The 26,234-nt window shown below is 60.2% G+C and carries 16 protein-coding genes; 9 read left to right on the top strand and 7 right to left on the bottom strand.

The features are described 5' to 3' along the window. Positions 1-23: 23 nt before the first annotated feature. Positions 24-1,925: an ATP-binding cassette domain-containing protein gene (locus ACJSDX_RS04470; protein WP_407993682.1), complete on the bottom strand. Its 1,902-nt coding sequence runs from the start codon at positions 1,923-1,925 to the stop codon at positions 24-26. 208 nt (positions 1,926-2,133) lie between these two features. Between ACJSDX_RS04470 and ACJSDX_RS04475 the strand changes: the two genes are divergently transcribed. The 6 genes from ACJSDX_RS04475 to ACJSDX_RS04500 all read left to right on the top strand — a co-directional run bounded on the left by ACJSDX_RS04475 (position 2,134) and on the right by ACJSDX_RS04500 (position 13,188). Further along, positions 2,134-5,988 (top strand): YhdP family protein, encoded by a 3,855-nt coding sequence (locus ACJSDX_RS04475; protein WP_407993683.1) that lies wholly within the window; start codon positions 2,134-2,136, stop codon positions 5,986-5,988. Positions 5,989-6,052: 64 nt separating this feature from the next. After that, positions 6,053-6,910 carry a carbon-nitrogen hydrolase family protein gene (locus tag ACJSDX_RS04480; RefSeq protein WP_407993684.1) on the top strand — a complete coding sequence of 286 codons (858 nt, stop codon included), beginning with the start codon at positions 6,053-6,055 and terminating at the stop codon, positions 6,908-6,910. Between the two features lie 243 nt (positions 6,911-7,153). After that, a complete protein-coding gene (tldD, locus tag ACJSDX_RS04485) occupies positions 7,154-8,629 on the top strand; it encodes a metalloprotease TldD (protein ID WP_407993685.1) in 1,476 nt (491 codons plus the stop codon). A gap of 80 nt (positions 8,630-8,709) precedes the next feature. Beyond that, positions 8,710-8,985, top strand: coding sequence for a DUF2934 domain-containing protein (locus ACJSDX_RS04490; RefSeq protein ID WP_309565577.1), 276 nt, complete (start codon positions 8,710-8,712; stop codon positions 8,983-8,985). Positions 8,986-9,143: 158 nt separating this feature from the next. Then, the gene (gene mfd, locus ACJSDX_RS04495) at positions 9,144-12,548 is read left to right on the top strand and encodes a transcription-repair coupling factor (protein WP_407993686.1); all 3,405 of its coding nucleotides are present in this window, start codon (positions 9,144-9,146) and stop codon (positions 12,546-12,548) included. 1 nt (position 12,549) lies between these two features. Then, positions 12,550-13,188, top strand: coding sequence for a DedA family protein (locus ACJSDX_RS04500; protein WP_309565579.1), 639 nt, complete (start codon positions 12,550-12,552; stop codon positions 13,186-13,188). 116 nt (positions 13,189-13,304) lie between these two features. On the opposite strand, the gene ACJSDX_RS04505 is transcribed toward ACJSDX_RS04500, so the two are convergent. The 5 genes from ACJSDX_RS04505 to ACJSDX_RS04525 all read right to left on the bottom strand — a co-directional run bounded on the left by ACJSDX_RS04505 (position 13,305) and on the right by ACJSDX_RS04525 (position 22,881). Then, positions 13,305-14,213 (bottom strand): choice-of-anchor A family protein, encoded by a 909-nt coding sequence (locus tag ACJSDX_RS04505; protein WP_407993687.1) that lies wholly within the window; start codon positions 14,211-14,213, stop codon positions 13,305-13,307. 264 nt (positions 14,214-14,477) lie between these two features. After that, positions 14,478-17,873: a UvrD-helicase domain-containing protein gene (locus tag ACJSDX_RS04510; protein WP_407993688.1), complete on the bottom strand. Its 3,396-nt coding sequence runs from the start codon at positions 17,871-17,873 to the stop codon at positions 14,478-14,480. Continuing rightward, complete coding sequence (locus tag ACJSDX_RS04515; RefSeq protein WP_407993689.1) at positions 17,870-20,650, bottom strand: PD-(D/E)XK nuclease family protein; 2,781 nt, start codon at positions 20,648-20,650, stop codon at positions 17,870-17,872. The genes ACJSDX_RS04510 and ACJSDX_RS04515 overlap by 4 nt, the downstream gene beginning before the upstream one ends. Positions 20,651-20,792: 142 nt before the next feature. After that, a complete protein-coding gene (locus ACJSDX_RS04520) occupies positions 20,793-21,818 on the bottom strand; it encodes a M48 family metallopeptidase (protein WP_407993690.1) in 1,026 nt (341 codons plus the stop codon). Positions 21,819-21,843: 25 nt separating this feature from the next. Further along, on the bottom strand, positions 21,844-22,881 hold the full coding sequence (locus ACJSDX_RS04525) for a YjgN family protein (RefSeq protein WP_407993691.1): 1,038 nt from the start codon (positions 22,879-22,881) through the stop codon (positions 21,844-21,846). Positions 22,882-23,046: 165 nt separating this feature from the next. Between ACJSDX_RS04525 and greB the strand changes: the two genes are divergently transcribed. Genes greB through efp form a run of 3 tightly spaced genes read left to right on the top strand, consistent with a single transcriptional unit; the run spans position 23,047 to position 25,269 of the window. Further along, complete coding sequence (gene greB, locus ACJSDX_RS04530) at positions 23,047-23,547, top strand: transcription elongation factor GreB (protein ID WP_309565585.1); 501 nt, start codon at positions 23,047-23,049, stop codon at positions 23,545-23,547. Next, positions 23,525-24,652: an elongation factor P maturation arginine rhamnosyltransferase EarP gene (gene earP / locus ACJSDX_RS04535; RefSeq protein ID WP_407993692.1), complete on the top strand. Its 1,128-nt coding sequence runs from the start codon at positions 23,525-23,527 to the stop codon at positions 24,650-24,652. Before greB ends, earP begins: the two co-directional genes overlap by 23 nt. Before the next feature lie 59 nt (positions 24,653-24,711). Further along, complete coding sequence (gene efp / locus ACJSDX_RS04540; protein WP_089374702.1) at positions 24,712-25,269, top strand: elongation factor P; 558 nt, start codon at positions 24,712-24,714, stop codon at positions 25,267-25,269. A gap of 322 nt (positions 25,270-25,591) precedes the next feature. Here the strand turns inward: efp and ACJSDX_RS04545 are convergent, their stop codons facing one another. Then, positions 25,592-26,230: a hypothetical protein gene (locus ACJSDX_RS04545; RefSeq protein ID WP_407993693.1), complete on the bottom strand. Its 639-nt coding sequence runs from the start codon at positions 26,228-26,230 to the stop codon at positions 25,592-25,594. Positions 26,231-26,234: the final 4 nt, after the last annotated feature.

Genomic DNA, 26,234 nt, shown 5'->3' on the forward strand with positions numbered 1-26,234 from the left:
GCGATTATCTTGACGGATCGTATTCAACTGATTTCCGGCAAGGCTTCCAGTTGCTCCTGCAGGCTGAGCCAGCGCTCCTCGGCGTGGCCCAATTGCTGCTCAAGCTCGGCCTGGCGCTTCTGCAGGGTTTGCAGGCGGGTTTTGTCTGCCTCCTGGTATAGCTCGGGCGCGGCCAAGGCTTGCTCCAGCTGGTTCTTTTCCGGCTGCCAGGCGGCCATTTTCTTTTCTATCTGCTCCAGCTCTTTCAACAATGGCCTGCGCTCCTGCAACCTTGCATGGCGTTCCGCCTTGTTCTGCGCGCGTGGATTGGGCGCCGCCTCGGGCTTGATTTTTTCTTCCTTGGCCTTGTCACGCAGGCGCTGCTCATTTAGCCAGTTGCGGTAATCCTCGAGGTCGCCGTCGAACTCCTGCACCTTGCCGTCCGCGACCAGCAGGAAGCGGTCGCAGGTGGCACGCAACAGGGCACGGTCATGCGAGACCAGCACCATGCCGCCCTGGTAGTCTTGCAGGGCCATGGTCAGGGCATGGCGCATTTCCAGGTCGAGGTGGTTGGTCGGCTCGTCCAGCAACAGCAGGTTGGGACGCTGCCAGATCAGCAATGCCAATGCCAGCCTGGATTTTTCACCGCCGGAAAATGCGCCGACCGCGCTGGTGGCCATGTCGCCGCGAAAATCGAAACCGCCGAGGTAGTTGCGGTGCTCCTGCTCGCGCGTCTCGGGGTCCAGGCGCAGCATGTGCTGCAACGGCGATTCGTCGGCGCGCAGTTGTTCGAGCTGGTGCTGGGCGAAGTAGCCCAGGCGTAAATCCTTGCCTTCCACCCGTTTGCCTTGCAAGGGCGTCATGGCATTGGCAAGCAGCTTGATCAGGGTGGACTTGCCTGCACCATTGCGGCCGAGCAGGCCGACCCGCTCGCCCGGGCGCAAGGTCAGCATGATGCGCTGCAATATCGGGGTGGATTGATAGCCTGCATCGGCCTCATCCAGCACCAGCAACGGATCGGGTGCGGCCAATGGCTCGCGGAAGCTGAAACTGAACGGGCTGTCCACATGCGCCGCATTGATCAGTTCCATGCGCTCCAGCATCTTGATACGGCTTTGCGCCTGCCTGGCCTTGGTGGCCTGGGCACGGAAACGGTCGATATATTTCTGCAAGTGCGCCACTTCGCGCTGCTGCCGCTCGTAGTTTGCCTGCTGTTGTGCCAGCCGTTCGGCGCGCTGGCGCTCGAAATCGGAATAGCCGCCGCGATAAAGGGTGAGTTTCTGCTGCTCGATATGCGCGATGTGGTTGACGATGGCATCGAGGAAATCGCGGTCGTGCGAGATCAGCAGCAAGGTGCCGCGGTAATCCTTGAGCCAGTTTTCCAGCCAGATCACGGCGTCGAGGTCGAGGTGGTTGGTCGGCTCGTCCAGCAGCAGCAGGTCGGAACGGCTCATCAACGCGCGGGCAAGGTTGAGCCGCACGCGCCAGCCGCCGGAGAAATCGGAAACCGGGCGTTGCAAATCGGCGGTAGCGAAGCCGAGGCCATGCAACAGCTCGGCCGCCCGCGCACGTGCGGAATAACCATCGATCTCGCCCAGGCGGGCATGCAACTCGCCGACCTTTTCGCCTTCTCCCGCGGCCTCTGCCTCGCGCAACGCCGCCTCGACCTGCCTGAGCTCGACGTCGCCATCCAGGGTGAACTCGATCGCGGCGTCGGCAAGCGCCGGGGTTTCCTGCGCTACATGGGCAATCGTCCAATGGGCAGGAATCTCCAGTTCGCCCGACTCGGGATGCAGCTCGCCGCGCAACATGGCAAACACGCTGGATTTTCCTGCACCGTTCGCACCGGTGAGGCCGACTTTGTGACCGGGATGAAGCTGGAAGCTTGCGCCTTCGACCAGGCACTTCACTCCACGGTATAATTTGATGTTTTTTAGCTGAATCAAGAACTTTTACTCGGTCATACCCTATGCAAGATAGACGCTTGCAGGGAATATATTGTCAACAATTGTTATTGTAAGCCAATCCTGGCAACTTTCGCCCTTCAAGCGTTGACCAACCATCGTGCCAATGAAATACTTTGGGCATATTAAATAGACATGCTGCTCACAGGCACAATTCGTGCGGATTCCGGCGATGATAGTGCAATAAAATATGGTTAAAAAGTCCCTGCTATGGTGTTACCGCGCCACCCTTGCCCTGCTATGGTTCGCCATCATTGCATTCTCCATCATCGTCCTCAGCCTGCGCTACCTCGTCCTGCCCAATATCGGCGAATACCGCGAACGCATTGCCGCCAAGGTCAGCGAGGCATTGGGCCAGACCGTCACCATCAAGCAACTACATGCAAGCTGGAGCGGATTGAACCCGCACCTATCCCTGCGCGACATCGATATTTACGACGCCGAGCAGCGCGTCGCGCTTTCCTTCCAGCATATCGAGGCCAGCGTATCGTGGCTGAGCATTGCCCTGCTGGAGCCGCGCCTCAGTTCGCTCGTCATTCACGAGCCCGCATTGAGCATCCGCAGGGAGGCGGACGGCACGGTCTATATCGCCGGCATTGCAACCGGCGGCCCCTCCAAACCGGACTTCGCCAATTGGCTGCTGCGCCAGGCCCGCATCGATGTAAGCAATGCCAGCGTCACCTGGCATGACGACTTGCGCCAGGCCCCGCCGCTGAGCCTGGACAAACTCAACTTGCATGTCGAAAACCCGGCCTGGAGCAGCCTGGTCGGCCACCACCGCTTTGGATTGCAGGCCGTTCCTTCGGTGGCGGCTTCCGGGCCGATCGATGTACGCGGCAACCTCTACGGCAAGGACATCAGCAGGCCGGGCGACTGGCGCGGCACCTTGTATGCCCACGCCGACGGCACCGATATCGCCGCCTGGCACCAATGGCTGCCGGCCAACCTGATCGATATCCGCCAAGGGTACGGCGCCACGCGGGCATGGCTGGAGTTTGCCAATGGCGAGCCCAAGAAGCTCGTCAGCGACATGATTCTGCACAACGTCGTTAGCCGCATTATCCAGGAGCAACCCGAAACAAGGCTGGAGAAACTCTCCGGCAGGCTGACCTGGATCAAGCGCAATGACGGGCAGGAACTGGTGGGCGAAAACCTCAAAATCGTCACGCCCAACGGCCTGGATATGCAGAACGGCCAGATTGCGCTGCGCGAACGGCATGCTGCGGAAAAGCAATCGCTCGAAGGCAACATCACACTCGATGAAATATCGCTGCCGTCCGCCCATCTCCTCGCATCCCACCTGCCCTTGCCGGAAAAACTCAAACAGGCCCTGGAAGAGATCAAGCCCGCGGGCGACCTGCACAAGCTCAGCCTGGAATGGACCAGCCATGGCGGCTTTCCGGAAAAATACAAGCTCCACGCGCAGTTCAGCGACTTGGGCATGCAGCCCTACATGAAGATACCTGGTTTCAAGCAGTTGAGCGGCTCCATCAGTGCTGATGAAGATGGCGGCAGCCTCACGCTCAACTCGCGCAACACGGAGCTTGAGTTCAAGGACATCCTGCGCTGGCCGTTGCCTGTGGACAAGCTCACCGGGCAGGTGAAATGGAAAACCAACGACGGCAAGCCGGAGGTACGCGTCAACAATCTCAATATTGCCAACCGGCACCTTGCAGGCGCCATCAACGCCAGCTTCCAGCACGACCCTGCCAAGGGCGGCATACTCGAACTGATCGGCAAGTTCAACCGCGTGGATGGGCAGCATGCGCGCTTCTACTACCCATTGTTGCTGGGCGAGCATACCCTGTCATGGCTGGACAACTCCATCCTGGCCGGCAAAAGCGAGGACGTCAGCGTCATCATCAAGGGCAACGTGCGCCAATTCCCTTTCGCCGACAACAAGAACGGCTTGTTCCAGGTCAAGGCGAAAATTCACGACGGCGAACTCAAGTTCGCCCCGGAATGGCCCAAGATCGAGAACATCGCCCTCGACATGCTGTTCGAGGGCAACCGCATGGAATTGAATGCCAACAAGGGCAGCACGCTGGGCACGCAAGTGGTCAGGAGCAAGGTCGTGATACCGAACCTGGCATCGCACCAACCGGTCCTGAGCGTGGTGAGCGAAGGGCAGGGCCCGATCAGCAACGGCATCCAGTACCTCAATTCCAGCCCGCTGGTCAAGATCACGGGCGGCTTCACCCAAGGCCTGCAAACCAGCGGCAACGGCAAGCTGGCGCTGGACTTGCAGATTCCGCTGCATGACGTCAACACCACCAAGGTCAAGGGCAGCTACACCATCATCAACGGCAGCCTCTCCAGCGACGACATGCCGCCGTTGACCCGTATCAACGGCAAGCTGGACTTCACTGAAAACGGCGTGCGCGGCCAGAACCTGGGGACCTGGGTGTACGGCGGCCCGGCGCAGGTCAGCCTCAACACTGGCAAGGACAAGTCCGTCCGCATCACCGCACGCGGGCAGGTCAGCGACGCCGGCCTGCGCTCCAGCTTCGGCAATGGCGTCTTCGACCGCATATTCGGCACTGCGGACTGGAACGGCAATATCAATGTCAGCCCCAATGGCGTCGACATCGCCATCAATTCAAACCTGCAAGGCATGACGTCCAGCCTGCCCTTCCCGCTCAACAAGGCCATGAATGACAACGTGCCGTTGCGCGTCGAGAAAAAGCAGCCCAATCCCAACCAGGACAATATCAGCATCAGCTACGGCAACAACCTCGGCGCTTTGTTCACCCGCAGCAAACAGGGCAACGGCGACTGGAAAATCGAGCGCGGAGACATCGGCTTCAACGTGGCGCCCTCCCTCGCCCAGCAGTCGGGCATCACGGTGCACGGCAAGATCGAGCACCTGGATGTGGACGAATGGCGGGAGCTGGCAAGCAGCACCAAGGGCGACAAACAGCAAGCCGGCAACAGTGTCGACATCCGCAAGATAGACCTCGACATCAACAAACTGGACGTGTTTGACCGCCGCATCAACGACCTCAAGCTGGCCGCCACCGCGATCAAGGACGGCTGGCAGATGCAGGCGCAAAGCAAGGAATTGACCGGCGATATCCAGTGGCTAAGCCAGGGCAACGGCAAAGTGCTGGCGCGCCTGAAACGCCTGAGCATCCCTTCCTCGACGCCGGATACCGCCATGTTGCGCACGCAGGGCCAGTTCAGCCAGCAAAGCAATGTCAGCGAATACCCCTCGCTGGACATCGTCGCCGACAGCTTCGAATATGGCGCCAAGCAGCTGGGGAAACTGGAGCTGCTCGCCAACGAGCACAACAATGACTGGAGCATAGAGAAACTGCGCATTTCATCCCCGGAAAGCGAGCTGAACGCCGATGGCGAATGGCATAACTGGAAGCGCTCCCCCAACACCCGCCTCAACATCAACTGGAAAATCGGCAACGTAGGCAAGACGCTGGAACGCTTCGGCTATCCCAACGCCATCAGGGACGGCACAGCCAACCTCACCGGCCAGCTCAAGTGGCCCGGCAGCCCGCATGACTTTGAAACCACCAAGCTGAGCGGCGACCTCCAGCTCGACGTGCGCAAGGGGCAAATCCTCAAGATACAGCCCGGCGTCGGCCGCCTGTTCAGCGTGCTGACATTGCAGAACCTGCCGCGCCGCCTTACTTTCGATTTCCGCGACGTGTTCAGCAGCGGCTTTGCTTTCGACAAGATCGGCGCCAACGTGCGCATTGATGACGGCATCATGCGCAGCGACGATTTCCGCCTGGAAGGCCCTACCGCCCTGGTGCAAATGACAGGCGAAACCGACCTGCAGAAGGAAACCCAGCACATCAAGGTCAAGGTAACGCCCTATGTCAGCGACAGCCTCTCGATTGCGGCGCTTGCAGGCGGCCCTGTCGTGGGCGCCGCCACCTACCTCGCGCAGAAACTGCTGAAAGACCCGCTGAACCAGATCGCCTCCTCGGAGTACGAGTTCGTCGGCACCTGGGACAACCCGGTGGAAATCAAGGCAAGCAGCAAGCGGGACAATGCCAACCAGGCGCCGCTGCCGCTGGGCAGGTGACTGGTTGCTCATACAAATGCAACAAACCAAGCTGATAATTCGCATTCCGTCCGGAAATTAAAATATGGCCATCAAATCAAGAGAAAAAGTTGCCAAAAGCAAGACCAAGAACTCCATCCCCGGGATCAACCGCATCGCTGCCATCCAGATGGCATCCGGGCCTTATGTCGCCGCCAACCTGAGCGAAGCGGAACGCCTGATCGAAATTGCCGTCAACATGGGCGCCAAGCTCGTCGCCCTGCCGGAATACTTTGCCATCATGGGGCTCAAGGACACCGACAAGGTCGCCGTCCGTGAAAAGGAAGGCAGCGGCCCGATCCAGCGCTTTCTCTCGAAGACGGCAAAAAAACACCAGGTCTGGATCATCGGCGGCTCCGTCCCGCTGGAATGCGACAACCCGGAAAAAGTCCGCAACGCCTGCCTAGTCTTTGACGACAAGGGCAAGCAGGTGGCGCGCTACGACAAGATTCACCTGTTCGGCTTCGAAAAAGGCCAGGAACACTACCAGGAAAAGAAGACCATAGAGCCCGGGAGCAAAGTCGTCACCGTGGACACCCCCTTCGGCAAGCTCGGACTTTCCATCTGCTACGACCTGCGCTTTCCCGAGCTGTACCGCGCCATGGGGGATGTCGACATCATCGCCGTGCCCTCGGCCTTTACCGAGACGACGGGCAAGTCCCACTGGGAAACCTTGATTCGGGCACGCGCGATCGAGAACCTTTGCTACGTGATTGCGCCAGGCCAAGGCGGCTATCACGCTTCCGGTCGCGAGACCCATGGCAACAGCATGATCGTGGACCCCTGGGGCGTCGTGCAGGACAGGCTGCCGCGCGGGTCGGGCATCGTGATCTCATCCATCAATACCGCCTACCTGAAGAGCCTGCGCAAGAGCCTGCCGGCATTGAAGCACCGCAAGCTGTAAAAGAGCAACTGACAAAACTCGGCGAAGCGATCCTGGCTAGGCGCTCTGCCGCAGACAGTACAAGTAAGTACGGCAAGACAGGGCAACAACGGCAAGATGAGTTCGTTGGTTGCTCTAAATTGTCTGGCTTGAAAAACAGCCAAACAGCTCAATATCTTGATCATCATTTACAGAAAATACTTATGTTCCGCCATCCCGGCGGGCTGTTATGATGGTATCAATCAACCTTGAAGACGTTCCGCCATGAAGCCAGATACATTACCGACCGCCTCCAGCCCCGCCACCGACTCGCATTTCCATACTGCGACAGAAGCCCTGCTCAACCCTAGCGGCTTGGATGTCGGCCATTTGCAGGGCGTGATCAGCAATATCATGTCGCACCAGGTGGATTACGCCGACCTGTACTTCCAATACAGCCGTGCGGAAAGCTGGGGATTGGAAGAAGGCCAGGTCAAATCGGGCAATTTCAGCATCGACCAAGGGGTAGGCGTACGCGCGGTGAGCGGCGAGAAAACCGCATTCGCCTATTCCGACGACATCAACCTGGCAGCCTTGAAACAGGCCGCCACCGCCACCCGCGCCATCGCCGCGCTCGGCGAGGAAAAGCAGGGCCAGGCCGTGCAGCGCATCAGCGCGCCCCAGCTCTACCTGTCGCAAGACCCCATTGCCTCGCTGAGCGCCGAGGCCAAGGTCAAGCTGCTGGAGCGCCTGGAGCTGTATGCACGCAAGGCGGACCCGCGCGTCACCCAGGTCATGGCCTCGGTCGCAGGCGAATACGAAGTAATCATGGTGGCGCGCCACGATGGCGTCATGGCGGCTGACGTACGTCCGTTGGTGCGGCTCTCCATCCAAGTGATTGCCGAGCAGAACGGCAGGCGCGAGCAAGGTTCCGCCGGCGGCGGGGGGCGCTTCGACTACAGCTATTTCACCGACGAGGTGTTGCAGGATTACGCACAAAAAGCCGTGCACCAGGCACTGGTGAACCTGGAGGCACGCCCTGCCCCCGCAGGCAGCATGACGGTCGTCCTCGGCGCTGGCTGGCCCGGCATCCTGCTGCACGAGGCCATTGGCCACGGCCTGGAAGGCGACTTCAACCGCAAGGGCAGTTCCGCATTCAGCAACGCGATTGGCCAGCAGGTCGCAGCCAAGGGCCTGACTGTGGTCGATGACGGCACCATCAGCAACCGCCGCGGCTCGCTCAATATCGACGACGAAGGCAACCCCACCCAGCGCACTGTGCTGATCGAGGACGGCATCCTGCGTGGTTACCTGCAGGACAGCCTCAATGCCCGACTCATGAACATGGCGCTGACAGGCAACGCCCGCCGCGAATCCTACGCCCATATCCCCATGCCGCGCATGACCAATACCTACATGCTCAACGGCGACATGGCGCCCGAGGAAATCATCAAGTCGGTGAAGAGGGGACTGTATGCCGCCAACTTCGGCGGCGGCCAGGTGGACATTACCAGCGGCAAGTTCGTGTTTTCCGCTGCCGAGGCATGGATGATCGAGGACGGCAAGCTCGCCTACCCGGTCAAGGGCGCCACCTTGATCGGCAACGGCCCTGACGTGCTCACACGCGTGTCCATGATCGGCAACGACATGGCGCTCGATAGCGGCGTCGGCACCTGCGGCAAGGAAGGCCAGAGCGTCCCGGTCGGCGTCGGCCAGCCCACCCTGCGCATAGACGGCTTGACGGTAGGCGGAACGGTTTAATATGATGGGAAGCGAAGGTTACCGCCTTCGCCTCCCATTCCAAGCAGCATGGAAGTCCCGACTACAAGAAAGGAACCGAAATGGCTACATCCAAGAGCACTACTGCAAAAAAAACCGCAACGCCCAAGGCCGTAACGGCAAAACCAGCATCTCCCAAAAAAACCACCGCCACCAGGAAGGCTAGCACTAGCAAGGCCAAGATTACCGATACCGTGACTCAGATCAGCCCGGAAGAACGCTATCGCATGGTGGAAGTAGCCGCCTATTTTCTTGCCGAACGCAATGGTTTTGCTGGCAGCCCGGTGGAATACTGGACGGCTGCCGAAGCGCAAATCAGCAAGCTGCTCAGCAAGTAACTCTCTCAAGCCCGGCTCCTGGCATGTCCGCAAGCGGACAGCCTGGAATGCCATTTGGGACACCCCATCCCAGAATTCCGCCTGATGCCGGTATTAGCCCTGTCCGGTAGGTGAAAAGGCTATAATAAGCCGTTTATCCAATACGTCACGGCAAAGCAATGCAGTTTTCCCTGCCCATCCCGGCACCCGGCCAAACATCCCGGATCGATCCACTCACGCCCGGCACCGACAGCCTGGCGCTCGCACAACTCGCCATCCAGCGCATACAGGCATCAGCCAAGACACCTATCGTCGTCATCACTTCGAACGCCTTCGATGCACAGCGCCTGCTGGAAGAAATTCCCTGGTATGCGCCGCAGTTGCGCGTGCACCTGCTGCCCGATTGGGAAACCTTGCCGTACGACCATTTCTCGCCGCACCCGGACCTGATCTCGGAGCGGCTGGCGACGCTGTACCAGATCAGCCAGAACAGTTGCGATATCGTACTCGTGCCGATATCGACTGCGCTGCTGCGCCTGCCGCCCCATGCCTACCTGTCAGCCCATACTTTCTTGTTGAAAAAGGGACAAACACTCGATATCGAGGCCTTGCGCAACCAATGTGCCGATGCAGGCTACCACCATGTCAGCCAGGTCATGAGCCCGGGAGAGTTCAGTGTGCGTGGCGGCCTCATCGACCTGTTTCCCATGGGAAGCGCCCTGCCTTACCGCCTGGACCTGTTCGATGACGAAATCGAGACCATCCGCACCTTCGATGTCGATACCCAGCGCAGCCTCTACCCGGTGGCCGATATCCGCCTGCTGCCGGCCAAGGAATTTCCGCTGGATGAAACCGGCATCGCCCGCTTCCGCCAGAACTTTCGCGAAGTGTTCGAGGGCGACCCCTCGCGCAGCCGCATCTACAAGGATGTTTCCAAGGGCATCGCCAGCGGCGGCATCGAGTGGTACCTGCCATTGTTTTTCGAACAGACCGCGACGCTGCTGGATTATGTCCCGCCAGACGCCCTGCTATGCCTGCATGGCAATCTCGACCAGGCGTCGCAAGCCTTCTGGCACGACGCGCAATCGCGCTACCGCCAGCTGGCGCACGACCCCGAGCGCCCCATCCTCAAACCGGATGCACTGCTGATCAAGGCGGAGGATTTCTTCGGCCAGAGCCACGCCTGGGCCAGGCTGCAACTGAACCTCGATGCGGAAAAGAAACTGCCCGCGCTCGAAGTGGAACGCCGTTCCGAACAACCGCTGCATAAGCTGGAGGACTATATCCGCCGCTTCAAGGGCCGCATCCTGATTGCAGCTGAAAGCCTGGGCCGCCGCGAAACCATGGCGCAGCTTTTCAACGACCATAGTATCCAATTCGAGACCTGCGAGGACTGGCAAGGCTTCCAGGCTGGCGCCGCCCACGTCATGCTGGGCATCGGCCCCCTGCATGGCGGCTTCAGGCTGGTGGACGTGACCGTCATCACCGAAGCCGAGCTCTACGCCAACACCGTGCGCCAGCAGCGCCGCCGCGACAAGGAAAAGCAGCGCAATACCGAGAGCATGCTCAAGGACCTCTCCGAGCTGCGCGAGCACGACCCGGTGGTGCACGAACAGCATGGCGTAGGCCGCTACCGCGGCCTGGTCAATATCGACTTCGGCGAAGGCGAGACCGAGTTCCTGCTGCTCGAATACGCCGGCGACGACAAGCTCTACGTACCGGTGTCGCAACTGTTCCTGATCTCGCGTTATTCCGGCGGGCCGCCGGAATCCGCACCGTTGCACCGCCTGGGCAGCGGCCATTGGGAAAAGGCCAAGAAAAAAGCCTTGAAGCAGGTGCGCGATACTGCCGCGGAACTGCTCAACCTCTACGCCCAGCGCGCGGCGCGCAAAGGCCATGCCTTCAAGCTCGGCCTGCATGATTACGAGGCCTTTGCCGAAGGCTTCCCGTTCGAGGAAACCGCCGACCAGCTTGCCGCGATCGAGGCCGTCATCGGCGACATGCAGTCCGGGCGCCCCATGGACAGGCTGGTATGCGGCGATGTCGGTTTCGGCAAGACCGAAGTAGCCTTGCGCGCCGCCTTCGTCGCCGTCATGGGCGGCAGGCAGGTGGCCGTGCTGGTGCCGACGACGCTATTGGCCGAACAGCACTTCAACAACTTCGGCGACCGCTTCGCCGACTGGCCGGTCAAGATCACCGAAATCTCCCGCTTCCGTACCGCGAAGGAACAAGCGCAGGCGCTCAAGGGCCTGGAAGACGGCAGTATCGACATCGTCATCGGCACCCACCGCCTGATCCAGAAGGACGTCAAGTTTAAGAACCTCGGTCTGGTCATCCTCGACGAGGAGCACCGTTTCGGCGTGCGGCAGAAGGAACAGCTCAAGGCCATGCGTGCCGAAGTGGACGTGCTGACGCTGACCGCGACGCCGATCCCGCGCACATTGTCGATGGCGATGGAAGGCCTGCGCGAATTCTCGGTCATCGCCACGCCGCCGCAGAAGCGCCTGGCGATCAAGACTTTCGCCACCCATTATTCCGAGGGCATCATCCGCGAAGCTGCCATGCGCGAATTCAAGCGCGGCGGCCAGGTGTATTTCCTGCACAACGAGGTGGATACCATCTTCGTCATGAAGGAAAAGCTGGAGAAAATCCTGCCCGAGGCCCGCATCGGCATCGCCCACGGCCAATTACGTGAACGTGAGCTGGAACATGTCATGCGTGACTTCTACCAGCAGCGCTTCAACCTGCTGCTGTGCACCACCATCATCGAAACCGGCATCGACGTGCCGACGGCCAACACCATCATCATGAACCGCGCCGACATGTTCGGCCTCGCGCAACTGCACCAGTTGCGCGGACGCGTGGGCCGCTCGCACCACCAGGCTTACGCCTACCTGCTGACCGACCCCGACCGCAATATCACGCCACAGGCACAAAAGCGCCTGGACGCGATCCAGCTGCTCGAAGACCTGGGCGCAGGCTTCCACTTGGCCATGCACGACCTGGAAATCCGCGGTGCGGGCGAACTATTGGGCGACAGCCAAAGCGGGGAAATGCAGGAAATCGGCTTCACCCTCTATTCCGACATGCTCAACCATGCCGTGAAACAGCTCAAGGCAGGCAAGGAGCCGGACCTCTCGGCCCCGCTCGGCGTCACCACCGAAATCAACCTTCATACGCCTGCATTATTACCGAACGACTATTGCCCGGACGTGCATGAACGCCTGGTGCTCTACAAGCGCCTGGCCAACTGCAACAACGACGATGAGCTGGACACTATGCAGGAAGAGCTGATCGACCGTTTCGGATTGCTGCCGGAACAAGGCGAGGCATTGATGGCCTGCCACCGCTTGCGCATTGCCGCCAAGCCGCTGGGCATCAACAAGATCGACGCCAGCGACTCCGCGATCCAGCTGCATTTCGCGCCGAGCACCGACCTCGACCCGACCAAGCTCATCGCGCTGTTGCAACGCGACCGCCGCTGCCGCATGAACGGGCCGGACAAGCTCAGGGTTACGGTACAATACCCCGGCATTGCGCCACGCGCCGACTTCATCAAGAACTTGTTAAAGGAACTCGCCTGACATGCTGGAAAAAATCATTGCCGCAGTTGCAGCCTGGATCATCGGCATCATCTCGACCATGGGCTACGGCGGCATCGTGTTGCTGATGGCGATCGAGTCCGCCTGCATTCCCCTGCCTTCTGAAATCATCATGCCGTTTGCCGGCTACCTGGTGTTCACGGGAGAGCTGACTTTATGGGGCGTGGCGCTGGCTGGGGCTGTGGGCTGCGTGGTCGGCTCCATCCCCGCCTATTATCTGGGCATGTTCGGCGGCCGCCCACTGGTGGAAAAATACGGCAAGTGGGTGCTGATCTCGCATCACGACCTGCATCTGGCGGACCGCTGGTTCGAGAAATACGGCGACATCATCATCTTCATCGGCCGCCTGCTGCCTGCGGTGCGCACCTTCATCGCCTTCCCGGCCGGCGTGGCACGCATGCATCTAGGAAAGTTCGTCGCCTATACCTTCGTCGGGTCCCTGATCTGGTGCTTCCTGCTGGCATATGCCGGCATGAAATTCGGCCAGCACTGGGAATCCTTAGAGGTTTACTTCCACCAGTTCCATATCGTGTTGGTCGTCGTTGGCGTGATCTTTGCCGTGTGGTACGTCAGGCGCCACTTCAAGGCCATCCGCCGCGTACACCACCACGACCACCGTTAATCCGGACTGCATCCCGTCAAAACGGATAGAGAAACGCAAACGCCAGAAAGGAAAAAAGCGTGGGTAATGCTACCCCACGCCTTTCTCCTCCTCTATCCCCCCCGGGATTCAGACGGTCAGACCTTAGCGGTCAACATCTTTCTACGACGCTTGGCTGTCACGAGGATAACAGTCAGGCCTGCCAACAGCAGGGCGTAGTGATGTGGTTCTGGCACTGCAGTAGTGATTGCCACGAACCCATTATTAGCTCCCAAAGTCAGGGCATTGTTCCAGTTATTGGCTACCACGGTACCATTGACTATACCGCTGCCACCAGTAATCGTGGCATTGGTCGCCAGGATGCTTGCGCTCAAATTGATACCGCCCAGGTTAACTGTAGTGGCATCGTAGAAGTTGAGCAGGACGTTATAGTCGCCGAACGTGTTCCAACCGCCGGTCAATGCAGCATAATCGCCGGATATATTCAGGATCAGCGTCGCGCCGGAAGCAATGCTGCTGAAGTTCCAATTGTTGATAGACCCCAGATCGCTGCTGCTAAGCGTGAAATACTCGATTGCCGAGTTGGTGCCGGTCAGATAACCGCCAGTACCATATTTGTATTCGACGCTGCCAGTCGCTGTCGTGCCGTACAGGCTGCTGGAGAGGGCGCTCAAGCTGGACTTGGCTGCGGCAAAGTCTATCGGTGCGGCGCCACTGCTGTAATTGTTGTAACTATCCCATTGCGGAGCATTCACAGTGCCACCTACCCAAGTAACGCCGTTAATGGCTCCCCATTCTTTTGTCAGATTACCGCCAACTACCACGGCATAACCATCGACGTTCGAACTTAATACTTTCGAATGAGTTAGGTTAGCATTCCCTCCAACAGCCAATGCTCCACCAATATCGTTCCAGCCATTACTACTCTGATATCCATCAAATATAAACACGTTGTAGTTGGAAGCAACCCCGAGATCAATCGTATCCGCAGCGGCCGGAGCAGAGATTGCTGCCAATACTGCCAACATACCTAACTTCGTTTTCATCTTTCAGTTTTCCTATAGTGGGGTTACGTTCGCTTTACTATAAGCAACCCCTGTACCAATCTGGATCGACAGTATGCCAAATTAAGGATTAATTGATAAATATATTTAAAATTCAACAATTTAAAAATTAACGGCTATATATTTTCAATTAAAAACGCCTGATTGTGGTTAAAGACCATGCCAGCCAATATGACAAAATTTCCACACATCCATCAAAATTCTGACAATTATGCGTCATGATTTCGTCAATCCTGACACTTCATTTCAAGGCAACTCGCAGAGTTTGCCTAGCGCCATGAAGTAAATCGCCTTGCGAACCGTGATTCCCTCATCCGCAAACAACGCAGCATAACCGGCCAATTGCGCTTCATATGCCGAAGCGGCGTTCAGTATCATTTCAGTATCCGCGTCGGCGGGCAAACGTGTTGATTTATAGTCGATAATCCAGCGCTCGCCATTCTCGATAAAGCACCGGTCGACGATTTGCTGCTTGAAGCCTGTATCGCCGATATGCCCGATAGCGAGCTCGGCTGCCGCCTGCGGACGGGCCGACAATACCCAACGGCCATCCTGGCTTTGCAGGGTAAGCTCCAACAACTGCAGCACCTGGTCTGCCGCCGCCTGAGCGGCATGGTGCTGATGCCCTTGCCGGACCAGCCAGCGGGCCATCGCAGGCTTCAGGCTCGGCAGGCGCGCAAGCCAGTCATCTAGATCAGGATCGGCAGCGATCATTTCTACATATTTATGCGCAAGTGTGCCGATATGGGCTTCCAGCCCTGCTTGCCTGCCCAACATCGGCGCCTCGCCATGTGGCTGGCCGGAAGAAATGGCTTCGTGCCTGTTGTCGGCATATATGGCGGGCATCCCTGCTTCTACAACCCTGACCAGCTTGGGAATGAAGTCGGCCAACAGCGGGCCTTGGCTTGCATTATTCGCAGGCTGAACATCTTGCGCAGCCATTTGCAGGAACTCGCCCGCCAGATGCGGCCATAGCAAATCGAGGAAGGCGCCTCCGGCAGGCTTGAGCTCGCCCTTGGCATTCGGGGCGACGCTGCCAAGCAGGTGCAGGCACCGCTCCGTGCGGGTCGCCGCGACATAGAGCACCCGCGCGCTTTCATTATCCGCGCGTTCCTTTTCCAGCATCCTGAGGTAGCTGTACGGACTGGGTTCGTCCCGCCCCGCTGCGCCTTTGGGAATGAAAGGGGCCGTGACCAGCTCGGTGCTGACGCCCGCCTCGCTCTCCACCGCCACCTCTTCCCATAGCAACAATGGCATTTCGCCGTTGCGGGGGCGGCGCTCCAACCCCGGTAGGATGACCGTATCGAATTCCAGGCCCTTGGACTTGTGGATGGTCATGAACTGCAATTGGCCATCGGCTGCAACATCCGGTGCGGCATAGAGCTTTTCCACCTCCTGCACCAGGCGCTCAAGGCTGAAGCGGCCTTGTTGGTCAAGCTGGTCAACCAGCGCGAAAAAAGCTTCCACGTCGGCAATATCGCCTGGCTGCCACAGGCATTGCGCGCCGCCCAGCATCAGCCAGGCGCTCTCCAGCCACCGGCTCAAGGGCATGCGCCCCTGCTGCCCCAGGACTTCCGACAACACATGCACCACATGCTGGCTGCGCCAGCGGCCATCCTCGCTCATGGCGGCCAGCAAACCGCCATCATGCAACAACGACCAGACCGTGCGATAGCGCTCGCGCCCGGCCAATATATGCAGGTCGGCAAGCTGCAGACCGCACCAGGGCGCGCGCAATATCGCCAGCCAGTTGACGCGGTCGGCGCGCTGCAACAGGGCATGGGTAAGGGCCAGCAGGTCCTGCACGCTCTGGCGTCCCGTAAGCTGCTCGATTTCCACCGCCTGGAAACGCAGGTCGGGATGGCGGCGGCGGATTTCCGCCACCAGCGTTTCAAGATGCGCGCGTGCGCGCACCAATACCGCAATGTTCGCATCAGGCTTGCTTGCCCAGGTATTACGTATGATCTCGATCACCGTAGCCGCCTCGCGGATGCGCAGGGCTTCGGCGTCCTCTTCAGTTCCGCAGATCAACGGATGCACCGTCACGCCGGCACCGGCCTCATGCCCGCGGGTCGCCACGAACTCGCGGTAGCGGATTGCGCCCTGCACGACGCTGTCATCGGCAGGGAACACATGCCGGAACGTGGCATTGATCCAGTCCACCACGGGCGGCGAAGAACGGTTGTTGCGGCAAAGCTGCAGACGCTCCAGCGGCAGTTCGCCTATGCCCTCCTCGGCCACTTCGAGGAACAGGCCGACGTTGGCCTTGCGGAAGCGGTAAATCGACTGCATCGGGTCACCTACGGCAAACAAGGTCCGCCCATCGCCGGGCGTCCACCCTTGCGTCAGCCGCTGCAACAGCTTGACCTGGCCCGGGCTGGTGTCCTGGAACTCGTCCACCAGCAAATGGCTGATCTCATAATCCAGCTTCAAGGCCAGCTCGCTGGGCGCATCGTCCTCATTGCCCAATGCCCGCAACGCGCGCTGCGACACCTCGACGAAATCGACTTCTCCCGCCTGCTGGAACACCAGCCATAATTGCGCCACGGCGATGTTCAACAACTGCGCCAGCGCCGCCACCATCTGCCAGCTTTGCCCGTCCTGCCGCAACGGCAGGCTGCGCAGGCGCTGCAAGGCCGCTTCCGCGCCAGCGGTCTGCTGCAAGGTGGCAATGATCTCGGCAAACCGTTCCTTGAACGGCTTGGATTCCGGCGTTGCCGGGAAGCCGTTCTTGACATTGACCGTCTTGCGCAATGTGCCGGTGCCGGTCAGCACCAGGTCGCACAGCGCCAGCCATGCAGGCAATGCCTGAGGCGCGGCTGGCAATGGCGTTTCCCAATCCAGCAACAGGGCCTGGGGCACGTCGCAGGCCAGGTTGCCGGCGGCATACCGCGCCACCGGCATCAAGGCGCTTTGCAAGCGACCCGGCAATAGGTTGGCAGCAGCTTGCAGGTCCTGGGCGATCAAGTGCTCCAGCGCCCGCTCGGCAGCCTGCTGCAGGTCGCCGTGGTTGGCGTAATCCAGCCACTGGTCGCGCTTGCCCAGCATATCGACCAACAGGCCCGTGAGTTTCTGCACGTCGTTGTCGACATAGCTCAGCGCCAGCCGTACCGCCTCGCCCAAGCCGTCTTCATCCACCAAGGCAAGCGTGCGCTCGGCGGCAAGCCGGTAATGCGCAGTGGCATCCTCGGTGATGGCAGGCTGGCTGCCGAAGCGGCTCAACAACGGCATCTGCCGCGCCAGGTGGCCGGATAAGGAGTCGATCGTGAATATCCTCAGCCGCGAGGGATTGTCCAGCAGTTGCCAGTCCTGGCTGGCCGCATGCTGCAATGCCGCCACGCCCAGCCTGAAGGTCTGCTGCTTGTGCGCCGCCAGCGGCATGTTGCCGCTCGCCGCCATGAGCAGGCTGTCGAGGATGCGCGAGCGCATCTCAGCGGCCGCCTTGTTGGTGAAGGTGATCGCAATGATCTGCTCGGGCGCAGATACGGTGGTGAGCAGGCGCAGGAAGCGTTGGGTCAGCAGCTCGGTCTTGCCGGCGCCTGCAGGCGCCTCCACGATGAAGGAGGCAAGCTCGAGGGCGCGTTCGCGGCTGACGCGGTCCAGCTCGAGCAAATCCAAGGCTTGACCTGTCGTTTGAGTCATTTCCCTTCTCCCTGCTGCATGTACTCGAACTGCAGCCGCCTTTCCGGCAGGCGCAGCAAGGGCAGCACTTCGCAATAGGCCAGTTCCTTTTCGTCCTGCACCAGCACCGCCGCCTCGCCGCGCTTCAACTCATCGACCACCGCGGTGATGCTGCCGCGCCAGTGCGCGAGCACGCTGTGCCAATCAGGGAAATCCGCCTCGGGAAAGATTTCCCGCGTCTTCTTGTCGTCCAGCACCGGCATCGACGGCAGCACGCTTTCGCTGGAAAGCCCGGCAAACCCGTGCTCCCCTAGCTTGACCATGGCGAAGGCGATAGCGGAGATTTCGGCGCTGTCGCCGCCCGTGCTGCCTGCTCCCGCATCTGCCGGGTCAGGCGACGACAGCACGAAGGCGGCATAGACCGGCAATTGCGGTTCGGTGATGCGGTTTTGCGCCCAGTTGCGGGTATCGGGCTTGCGGCCGGTCTTGTAGTCGATGACGATACGGCTGCCGTTTTCCAGCTGGTCGATACGGTCAATGACAAGGCTGATTTCCACCCCCTCGATGACCACCTTCTGTTGCTGTTCGCTTGCCAGCACGGTAAACGGCTGTTCGCGCATTTTCTCCAAGGCCAGCCAGCCTTTCAGCAAGCGGGTCAGGCGCATGGTTTCCAGCCCGGCGAACGCGTCGCTCAATACTTCGCCGCAAGTTTCCATATAAGTAGCCAAGGCGGACCGCACCGCTTCGGCAAGCGCCTGTTCCAGTTGCAGCTCGTCCATCGCCTGCAGGTCGTGCAGGCCTCTTCCGCGCCAGAAATGCTCCAGCACCAGGTGCACCAGCGTGCCGCGTTCCGCCGCGTCCAGGCCGTTGACAGGGGTCTTCAGCGCCCGCGCATGCAAGCGGTACTGGAAATAGGCCCAGGCCGGGCAAACCGCCTGCGCCTTGAGCAGGCCTGTGCCGCCCGAGAGATGCTCCCCTTCCGCAACCGGCGGCGCTTGGTGGTCATCCAGCCGCTGAAGCGGCTTGTTATCGTGCTCTGCCAGCATCTGCGCCAGGCTCTGGCTGGCTTCCGGCATATCTTCACGCAAGGGAATCGCCTGCACCAACGGGCTCAGGCGCAACTCGCGCTCGCCCTCCTTCGCTGCGCTTGAGAACACGACACGATGCGCACTATGCAGCAGGCGCTGATGGATCACCTGGGCAAATGCGGCCTGCACCGCGCTATCGGCGTTCGGCACGCCATGCTGGCGTTGCATCGCGGCCGGCAGCAAGGGGTTGGGCCGCGGCGGCGGCGGCCAGCTATGGTCGTTCATGCCCATCACCCACAAGCCGTCCAGCGGCTCGCTGACGCTTTCCAGCATGCCCATGACTTGCAACCTGACTTCGCCTTCCGCTTCCGGTTGGTAGATCTGCTCCTGCACCAGCTCGCGCAGCCTTGCCAATGCCTGCTGAAAAGATATGGGCTGCTGCAGCACATCCAGCGCCGCCATCGCCTGCAAGACCTTGTCGAAGGCCTGAATGGCCTGGAATTCGAAACTGGACAGGCTGCGCTGCCTGCCCGGCCAGTCCAGCGCTTCCAAGGTGCGCTGCATGACATCGACCCAGGCCGAAGGCAGCTGCTGGCCGGACTGGGCTTGCAGAATGTCCAATGCTGCATTGATGTGCGCCTGTAGGCCGGCCAACGATAACGGCGCTTTCTCGCTGCTCGCTTCGCGCCGGATGAACCGGATCAGGCGCGGCATGCTCATGGACAACGGCAGCCATTCCCGCATGCGCGCATCCAGCTGGGCGCGGGCATCCGCCTCGGTCACGGCATGCGACCAATAAGGCCGCTGCAGCAATTGCGAGAAATCCTGCTGTTCTACCTTGTCCCGGTGCCGGCACTGGCTGAAGAACCGCAGCAGCTCAAGCGCAGTCTGCACCACCTGCTCCCGGTGCAAGGGCTGCCCCAGGGAAAAATCATATTGCCGCGGCGCCTCCACCATGGCAGGCCGCACCCATGAGGGGTGCAGCGCATCGTCCAGCAAGCGTGCCAGCGTGCCTCGCAGCTTGGCCAGCTCAGGCACTGCGATGCCGATGCGGGCACCGGGGTTTTCGGCCAGTTGCCGCTTCGCCCAGGCAACGGCGGCGCGGCATTCCGCCTCCTGGTCAGCCAGCAGCACGCGTCGGACATGGCCTGGCTCAGCCAGCCCGGTGTGGTGCCGCTGCACATCGACACCGCGCTGCCGCAATATTTCCTGCAATCGCGCCATTTGTGGCGTGATGCGGTCAAAGCCCGCGAACGCAATCCTGTCCAGCAGGCGCCCCGCTCCGTTCGCCAACATGTCGATCTGCCAGTCGAGATAACGCGCAGCCTCCATCCAGCCGCCCTGCCTGCAACGTGATACGAACTCGCGCCGCCAGGCGAGGAACTGGCGCGTTTCCTCGCTATACCCGGCATCGGGCAAGGGCAGGCGCCACTCCAGCAATAACTGGTTTGCCTCCTGCGCCATGCATGCCAGCCCCTTGACGTCGAACAGTTCGCCAGCCACCTCGGCTGACAACATCTCCTTGATGACCGCCTCCCACAGCATGCGCTCCTGCACATTGCTCAGCACACCTTGCGGCGCCTGCTGCACGTCCAGCCCGCCCGTCAGCATGGCTTCCTCGAACAAGGCGTCCAGCCACTGACTGACCGTCATGGTGTTCAGCAGCGCCCATTGCTTCATGCCACGGGCCGACTGCGCCCTGGCATGGTCGAACTGCAATGCGCGCGCCAGCCGCGCCGTGGCGCAAAGAATTAAGTGGTCGGTACTCATCAGCGGGATTTTACTTGATTATGCATCGGCATTCAGGACTTAGCGCGGCCAACAAGGCCCAGCGAAGCGATCCTGGCCAGGCGCTCTATAGTAGTACGGCAAGCAGAACAGCTCTGTCAGGATGTTAGCTAGCCGCTCTTGCTTAAATTCCGCAACCTGCAGGCAGACCGTCCTTGAAAGGCGCAATGCGCGCTACCGTACCGGGATGCGAGGAAAGCATCTCCGGCACCCTCCCACCCTTGGCCTGGCGTTGCAGCGCAGTCAGGATTTCCGCAAACGCACTGGGAGGAATACAGGCCTGACGCAATGCTGCCAGGGCGTAGGCATCGGCCTCGGTTTCCATGCTGCGGGAGTAATTGAGCTGCAACAGCACGGCCGGCAGGCCGGAGGCCAGCGTGTCGAAATCGCCGGTCAGCGCCACCAGCACCAATCCCGACAATGTGGCCTGCAAGGCGTGGCGCAGGGAGTGGCGCCGCTGCACATGCCCCAGTTCGTGCGCGAGCACGGCCAGCACCTGGTCGTCGCTGCGGCTCAACGCCACCAGCTCGTCGGTGACCACGATGATGCCGCCCGGCAGCGCCATGGCATTGGCGCCGATGTCGCCGCCGCGTCGGAATTCCAGCCGATGGGGCGGGCAACTCTCCTGGCGGGCGCAGAATGCAGCCAAGGCCTGTTCCAAGGCCTTCCGGCGTTCGGGCTTCAGCCTGGTCGGCTTGAAATAGCCGTACTTGTGGTCCATGGCCTTGAGTACCTGTTCCCCCAGGCCGGATTCCGTGCCCGCAGGCACCATGCGCGCCACCTGCTCCGCGGCCAGCGGCACGCCGTAGCGTATCATTCCCCAGCCGGCAAGCACGGCCAGCAACAATGCGAGCAGCACCCATGCCAGGTGGTTTTCAATGAAATGCAGCAGGCGCCAGAAACGGTTGCCCGCAGGCAGGCGCAAGCTGTCGAAAGCGGCATAGTCCCGCGTTTCCAGGCGGCCGCCGTCCGGCAGCTCGATGACGCGCCTGGCGCTGCCCACCGGTGCCTGCGGCCGGATTGCCGCGAGCAAGAAACGCTCGGGTTCGCCGCCGATGCCAAAGCTCAGGTGCTGCGCTTCAAGCGTCACCAGCACCGGCTTGGCATCGGCAGTGATGCCGTCGAAATAATCCGCTTCAAAAACGCGCATGACAGGCCAATGTGTGTTCCTGGAATTATCCCAGGGCAAGCTCGACATCGAACATTTCGCCGATTTCCTCGCCCGCGGCCTTGACTTCCGCCTTTTTCTCGCCGACGAAATGCGCAAAATCGGTCTCGCCCACCAAGCTCAGGCGCTCGGCATGGTAGCGCATGGTGCGGATTTGCGCCCATGGCGTCAGCAAGCCGAGCGAAAGCACGATCAGCAGCAGGTTGGTCGCATAGAGCCAGACCAGGTCGCGCGAGCGCAGGTTGGCGCTGAACCCGACATGCTCGACGCGCGTGCCGTTCCAGACCAGGTTGAGCAAACGCGCGCGCAGGAAGACCCCGCAAACGGTCAGGATCAGCAGGTAGATGAATATCAAGGGCACGATGGCTTGCTGCATGCTCTCCCGAGCCCAGGCGTCGGTGTTGTTGACGTTCAGCAAACCGATGGAAAGCCCTGCCGCCAATAAAAGCCCCACCAGCAGCAATAAGGCTTTCAGGTATGCGAAGTAAAAGTCCTTCACTTTGAATCCGGCAGTGAAGGGGCTCCTGCCGAAGCGGTGCCCTTCGGCCAGGAAGCGGTTGCGCCGCTGGGAAATGAAGGGGTACAGCAGGCCCAGCGTCAGCACCATCAGGATCGGCAGCAGGATGTAATACAGCACTGCGTCCCATAGCCTACCCTTGAAATCGAAGCGCAAGCCGCGATAGCTGGAATTGCGCGCATTGAAGGTCAACGAGCGCACAATGATCCAGGGCAGGAAGATAATAAAGGCGATGATGAACACGCCGGACAATACGGGAGAAATCTCGGCGCTGATCGAATACAGGACGAACAAGCCGAAAGCGAGAAAGCGCCCTTTGAGGATGGCGACCGGCGAAGCGTGATAGTCGAAGGCGACGCCGTCGATGAAGGTATGCTGGTAGAAGTATTTCTTGCGCCTCACCTTGGCCCAGGCGGAATAAATACCCAATGTCAGGATGCTCAACAGCAGGTTGACGATCCAGATGCCGAAATACTCGCCCGTCCTGCCTGTGAACACGACAGGCGTTTTTTGCTCCCCACTCATCATGAAACTCCCTTAATTTATTGTTGCTGTTATATAAATTGATGATGCCCGCCTTGCATGCAAGGCAGGGTCGAGCTTACCCCCAAAGCTCATGCTCATGCAATGGGCTACGGCTTTTCACGCCTGCTCGCTTGACAGACGGCGCCTTGCCGCCTAATTTGCGAGCCTATGGCAGACAAGAAAAACTACATCACGCCGGAAGGCTACGCGCGGCTCAAGGACGAGTTCGAGCAACTCTACAAAATCGAGCGCCCCAAGGTCGTCAGCGATGTCGCCTGGGCGGCGGGCAACGGCGACCGCAGCGAGAACGGCGATTACATCTACGGCAAGAAGCGCCTGCGCCAGATCGACTCCCGCCTGCGCTTCCTCATGAAGCGCATGGACATTGCCGTGGTCGTGGACCCGGCGCAGCAGCAGGACCTGGAGAAAATCTATTTCGGCGCCTGGGTCGAGCTCTACTCCATCGACAAGGACAGCGAGCATCATTACCGTATCGTCGGCCAGGACGAACTCGAGCCGGGCAAGGGCTATATCAGCTGGATATCGCCGCTCGCCCGCGCGTTGCTCGGCAAGCAGCCCGGAGACGTGATCCGCGTGGAGACGCCGGCCGGGGAAGAAAGCTTCGAGGTCGTCGACGTGAGCTACCATGCGCCAGACAAGGCTGACTGAAGCCATGCGCTGGGACATCTTTTGCAGCATCGTCGACAACTACGGCGACATCGGCGTCTGCTGGCGTCTGGCCAGGCAATTGGCGCACGAGCATGGGATAAAAGTCAGGCTGTGGATAGACCGGCCCCAAACCGCCGCCAAGCTGGTCCAGGGATTGGACCCGGCACTGGCGTCGCAGGAAACCTCTGGGGTGGAAATCCGCCACTGGACTGCGCCATTCCCGCAAGTGGATGTTGCCGATGTCGTGATCGAGGCATTCGGCTGCGCGTTGCCGGAACCCTACCTGCACGCCATGCAGGATGCCCGGCCGGTGTGGGTCAATCTGGAATACTTGAGCGCGGAACAATGGGTGGACGACTTTCACGCCCGGCCTTCCCCGCACCCGCAGCTTGGCTTGACCAAGCACTTCTTCTTTCCCGGGTTCAGCCCGGCCTCCGGCGGATTGCTGCGCGAAGGCCGCCTGCTGGCAGAACGCACGCGCTTCCAGCAGAGCCCGGCCTTGCAGGCAGCCTTCTGGCAGAGCCTGGGCATCATGCCGCAGCATGCCTATACCGTCAGCCTGTTCTGCTACCCGCATGCGCCGGTGGACTCGTTGCTGGATGCCATGAAGGAAGCGGATAAACCGGTCCTCTGCATTATTCCCCACGGCCCTGTCGCCGACCATGCCATGCGTTGGCTGGAAAAACGGGAAAATCAAGGCGGGCTCAGGATCGCCACCATCCCATTTCTCCCGCAGGACCGCTATGACCAATTGCTCTGGGCTTGCGACCTCAACTTCGTGCGCGGCGAGGACAGCTGGGTCAGGGCACTATGGGCAGGCAAGCCCATGATCTGGCAGCCCTATCTGCAAGCGGAGGATGCCCACCTCGCCAAGCTGGAGGCCTTCCTGCAACGCTATTGTCAAGATAGTCCGTCAGACTTGACTGTACACATCATGGCGGCCCATCGCGCTTGGAATCGGTATGGCTTCACTTCCTCAGCCTGGCAAGCGCTGCTCACCGCCCTGCCTGGCTGGCAGCGGCAGGCGCAGAACTATGCCCAGGCATGTGCAAAAGAAACCGGCTTGGCCGCTAAGCTGGTGATTTACTGTAAGAAATTTTTTTGATTTTCGGGTATAATGCGCGACTTTTTACACTTTACCCTTTTTAAGTCCCAGGACATCACATGAAAACAGCTCAGGAACTTCGCGTAGGCAACGTATTTATGGTAGGCAACGATCCCATGGTCGTGCTGAAGGCCGAATACAGCAAATCGGGCCGCAACTCCTCCGTGGTCAAGATGAAATTCAAGAATCTGCTCACCGAGTCCCCGAGCGAAGCGGTATACAAGGCCGATGACAAGTTCGACGTGGTGGTGCTGGAAAAGAAGGAAGTGACCTACTCCTATTTCGCCGACCCCATGTACGTGTTCATGGACGCGGAATACAACCAGTACGAAGTTGAAGCTGAAACCATGGAAGACGCGCTCAAGTTCCTGGAAGACGGCATGGAGTGCGAAGTGGTGTTCTACAACGGCAAGCCCATCTCCGTCGAGCTGCCGAACTCCGTCGTACGCGAAATCACCTACACCGAGCCGGCCGTCAAGGGCGACACCTCCGGCAAGGTGATGAAGCCGGCCAAGATCAACACCGGCTTCGAATTGCCAGTGCCGTTGTTCTGTGACATCGGCGACAAGATCGAAATCGATACCCGCACATTGGAATACAAGAACCGCGTGAAGTAAGAGCGATTGATTGCATTGAACAGGGAGCAATTGCTCCCTTTTTTATTAGCTCTAGAGCCTGTTCACGATCTTTTCATAGGGCACGCATGGCATCAAAGCACGTCCGATCAAGGCACAGTCCGCAGGTAATGCTCATTGCCTTGCCAAGGACTGCAACGCAGAGCGGGCACGTGTTGGGGCCATGCCCTTCGGATTGCCCCGGCAGCGCAGCCGCTGCTGCGTTGCAAATCCTCGCCGGGCAATCAGCACGTCTGCGGTTTGCGCCTTGCATCGCCTACCCTGCCGGGGCAACGTACCCTATGAAAAGATCGTGAACAGGCTCTTACAACAAATCATGCACCCGAAAACTCAGGTGATACCCTTGTATCTCGGCCTGGCGGATCGCCTGCGCCAATAGCTGGTCAGCCTTGACCGGCCCCAGGGCTTCGCACATCGCGACATAAGCTTGGTTGATGAACGACCGCAGCAGGTCGAGGCTGTAGCTGTGGGTCAGCGTGGCATTATGGCCTGCCAGCCACTCCTGCAATACCTGTTGGCGCACGCCTTCAAACTTTTGCTTGTCGAGCTGTTGCAACAGGCGGTTGCGAACCGCACCCTGCAATGCAGGCTCAATAAGCAATAGCATGGCTTGGAGCAGGACGGCGAACATACTGGTTTTATCATCTGCGCTCAAGCTTGTCGTGCGTTGCGCCGTTTCCGCATCGCCCTCCCGGGCGCCCGGGTCCGACAGCAATTGTCTCTCCGGCAACTCCATGGCGCCGATCACGGCACGCAGCATCTGGCCGCGTTGCGCCTTGAGCGCCGGCCGTGTGCAGCATTTCGCGATGAACCCGCTCAGGGCAAATACTGGCTGCCCGGCATACTCTCGCTCCCATAACGCCACCGCAGGCAGCAACTCCTCATCGCTGAGGAATGGCCTGAGCCCGGTAAGGATTGCGCGGCGGCGTAACACGATATCCATAGAT

The sequence above is a fragment of the Methylobacillus draconifructus genome (genome assembly GCF_045984355.1).
GTDB classification, from domain to species: domain Bacteria; phylum Pseudomonadota; class Gammaproteobacteria; order Burkholderiales; family Methylophilaceae; genus Methylobacillus; species Methylobacillus flagellatus_A.

Excerpts from the sequence above, each read along its gene's own strand:
- ACJSDX_RS04475 (WP_407993683.1), top strand. The coding sequence starts at position 2,134 with ATGGTTAAAAAGTCCCTGCTATGGTGTTACCGCGCCACCCTTGCCCTG.
- ACJSDX_RS04480 (WP_407993684.1), top strand. The coding sequence starts at position 6,053 with ATGGCCATCAAATCAAGAGAAAAAGTTGCCAAAAGCAAGACCAAGAAC.
- tldD (WP_407993685.1), top strand. The coding sequence starts at position 7,154 with ATGAAGCCAGATACATTACCGACCGCCTCCAGCCCCGCCACCGACTCG.
- ACJSDX_RS04490 (WP_309565577.1), top strand. The coding sequence starts at position 8,710 with ATGGCTACATCCAAGAGCACTACTGCAAAAAAAACCGCAACGCCCAAG.
- mfd (WP_407993686.1), top strand. The coding sequence starts at position 9,144 with ATGCAGTTTTCCCTGCCCATCCCGGCACCCGGCCAAACATCCCGGATC.
- ACJSDX_RS04500 (WP_309565579.1), top strand. The coding sequence starts at position 12,550 with ATGCTGGAAAAAATCATTGCCGCAGTTGCAGCCTGGATCATCGGCATC.
- ACJSDX_RS04505 (WP_407993687.1), bottom strand. The coding sequence starts at position 14,213 with ATGAAAACGAAGTTAGGTATGTTGGCAGTATTGGCAGCAATCTCTGCT.
- ACJSDX_RS04510 (WP_407993688.1), bottom strand. The coding sequence starts at position 17,873 with ATGACTCAAACGACAGGTCAAGCCTTGGATTTGCTCGAGCTGGACCGC.
- ACJSDX_RS04515 (WP_407993689.1), bottom strand. The coding sequence starts at position 20,650 with ATGAGTACCGACCACTTAATTCTTTGCGCCACGGCGCGGCTGGCGCGC.
- ACJSDX_RS04520 (WP_407993690.1), bottom strand. The coding sequence starts at position 21,818 with ATGCGCGTTTTTGAAGCGGATTATTTCGACGGCATCACTGCCGATGCC.
- ACJSDX_RS04525 (WP_407993691.1), bottom strand. The coding sequence starts at position 22,881 with ATGATGAGTGGGGAGCAAAAAACGCCTGTCGTGTTCACAGGCAGGACG.
- greB (WP_309565585.1), top strand. The coding sequence starts at position 23,047 with ATGGCAGACAAGAAAAACTACATCACGCCGGAAGGCTACGCGCGGCTC.
- earP (WP_407993692.1), top strand. The coding sequence starts at position 23,525 with ATGCGCCAGACAAGGCTGACTGAAGCCATGCGCTGGGACATCTTTTGC.
- efp (WP_089374702.1), top strand. The coding sequence starts at position 24,712 with ATGAAAACAGCTCAGGAACTTCGCGTAGGCAACGTATTTATGGTAGGC.
- ACJSDX_RS04545 (WP_407993693.1), bottom strand. The coding sequence starts at position 26,230 with ATGGATATCGTGTTACGCCGCCGCGCAATCCTTACCGGGCTCAGGCCA.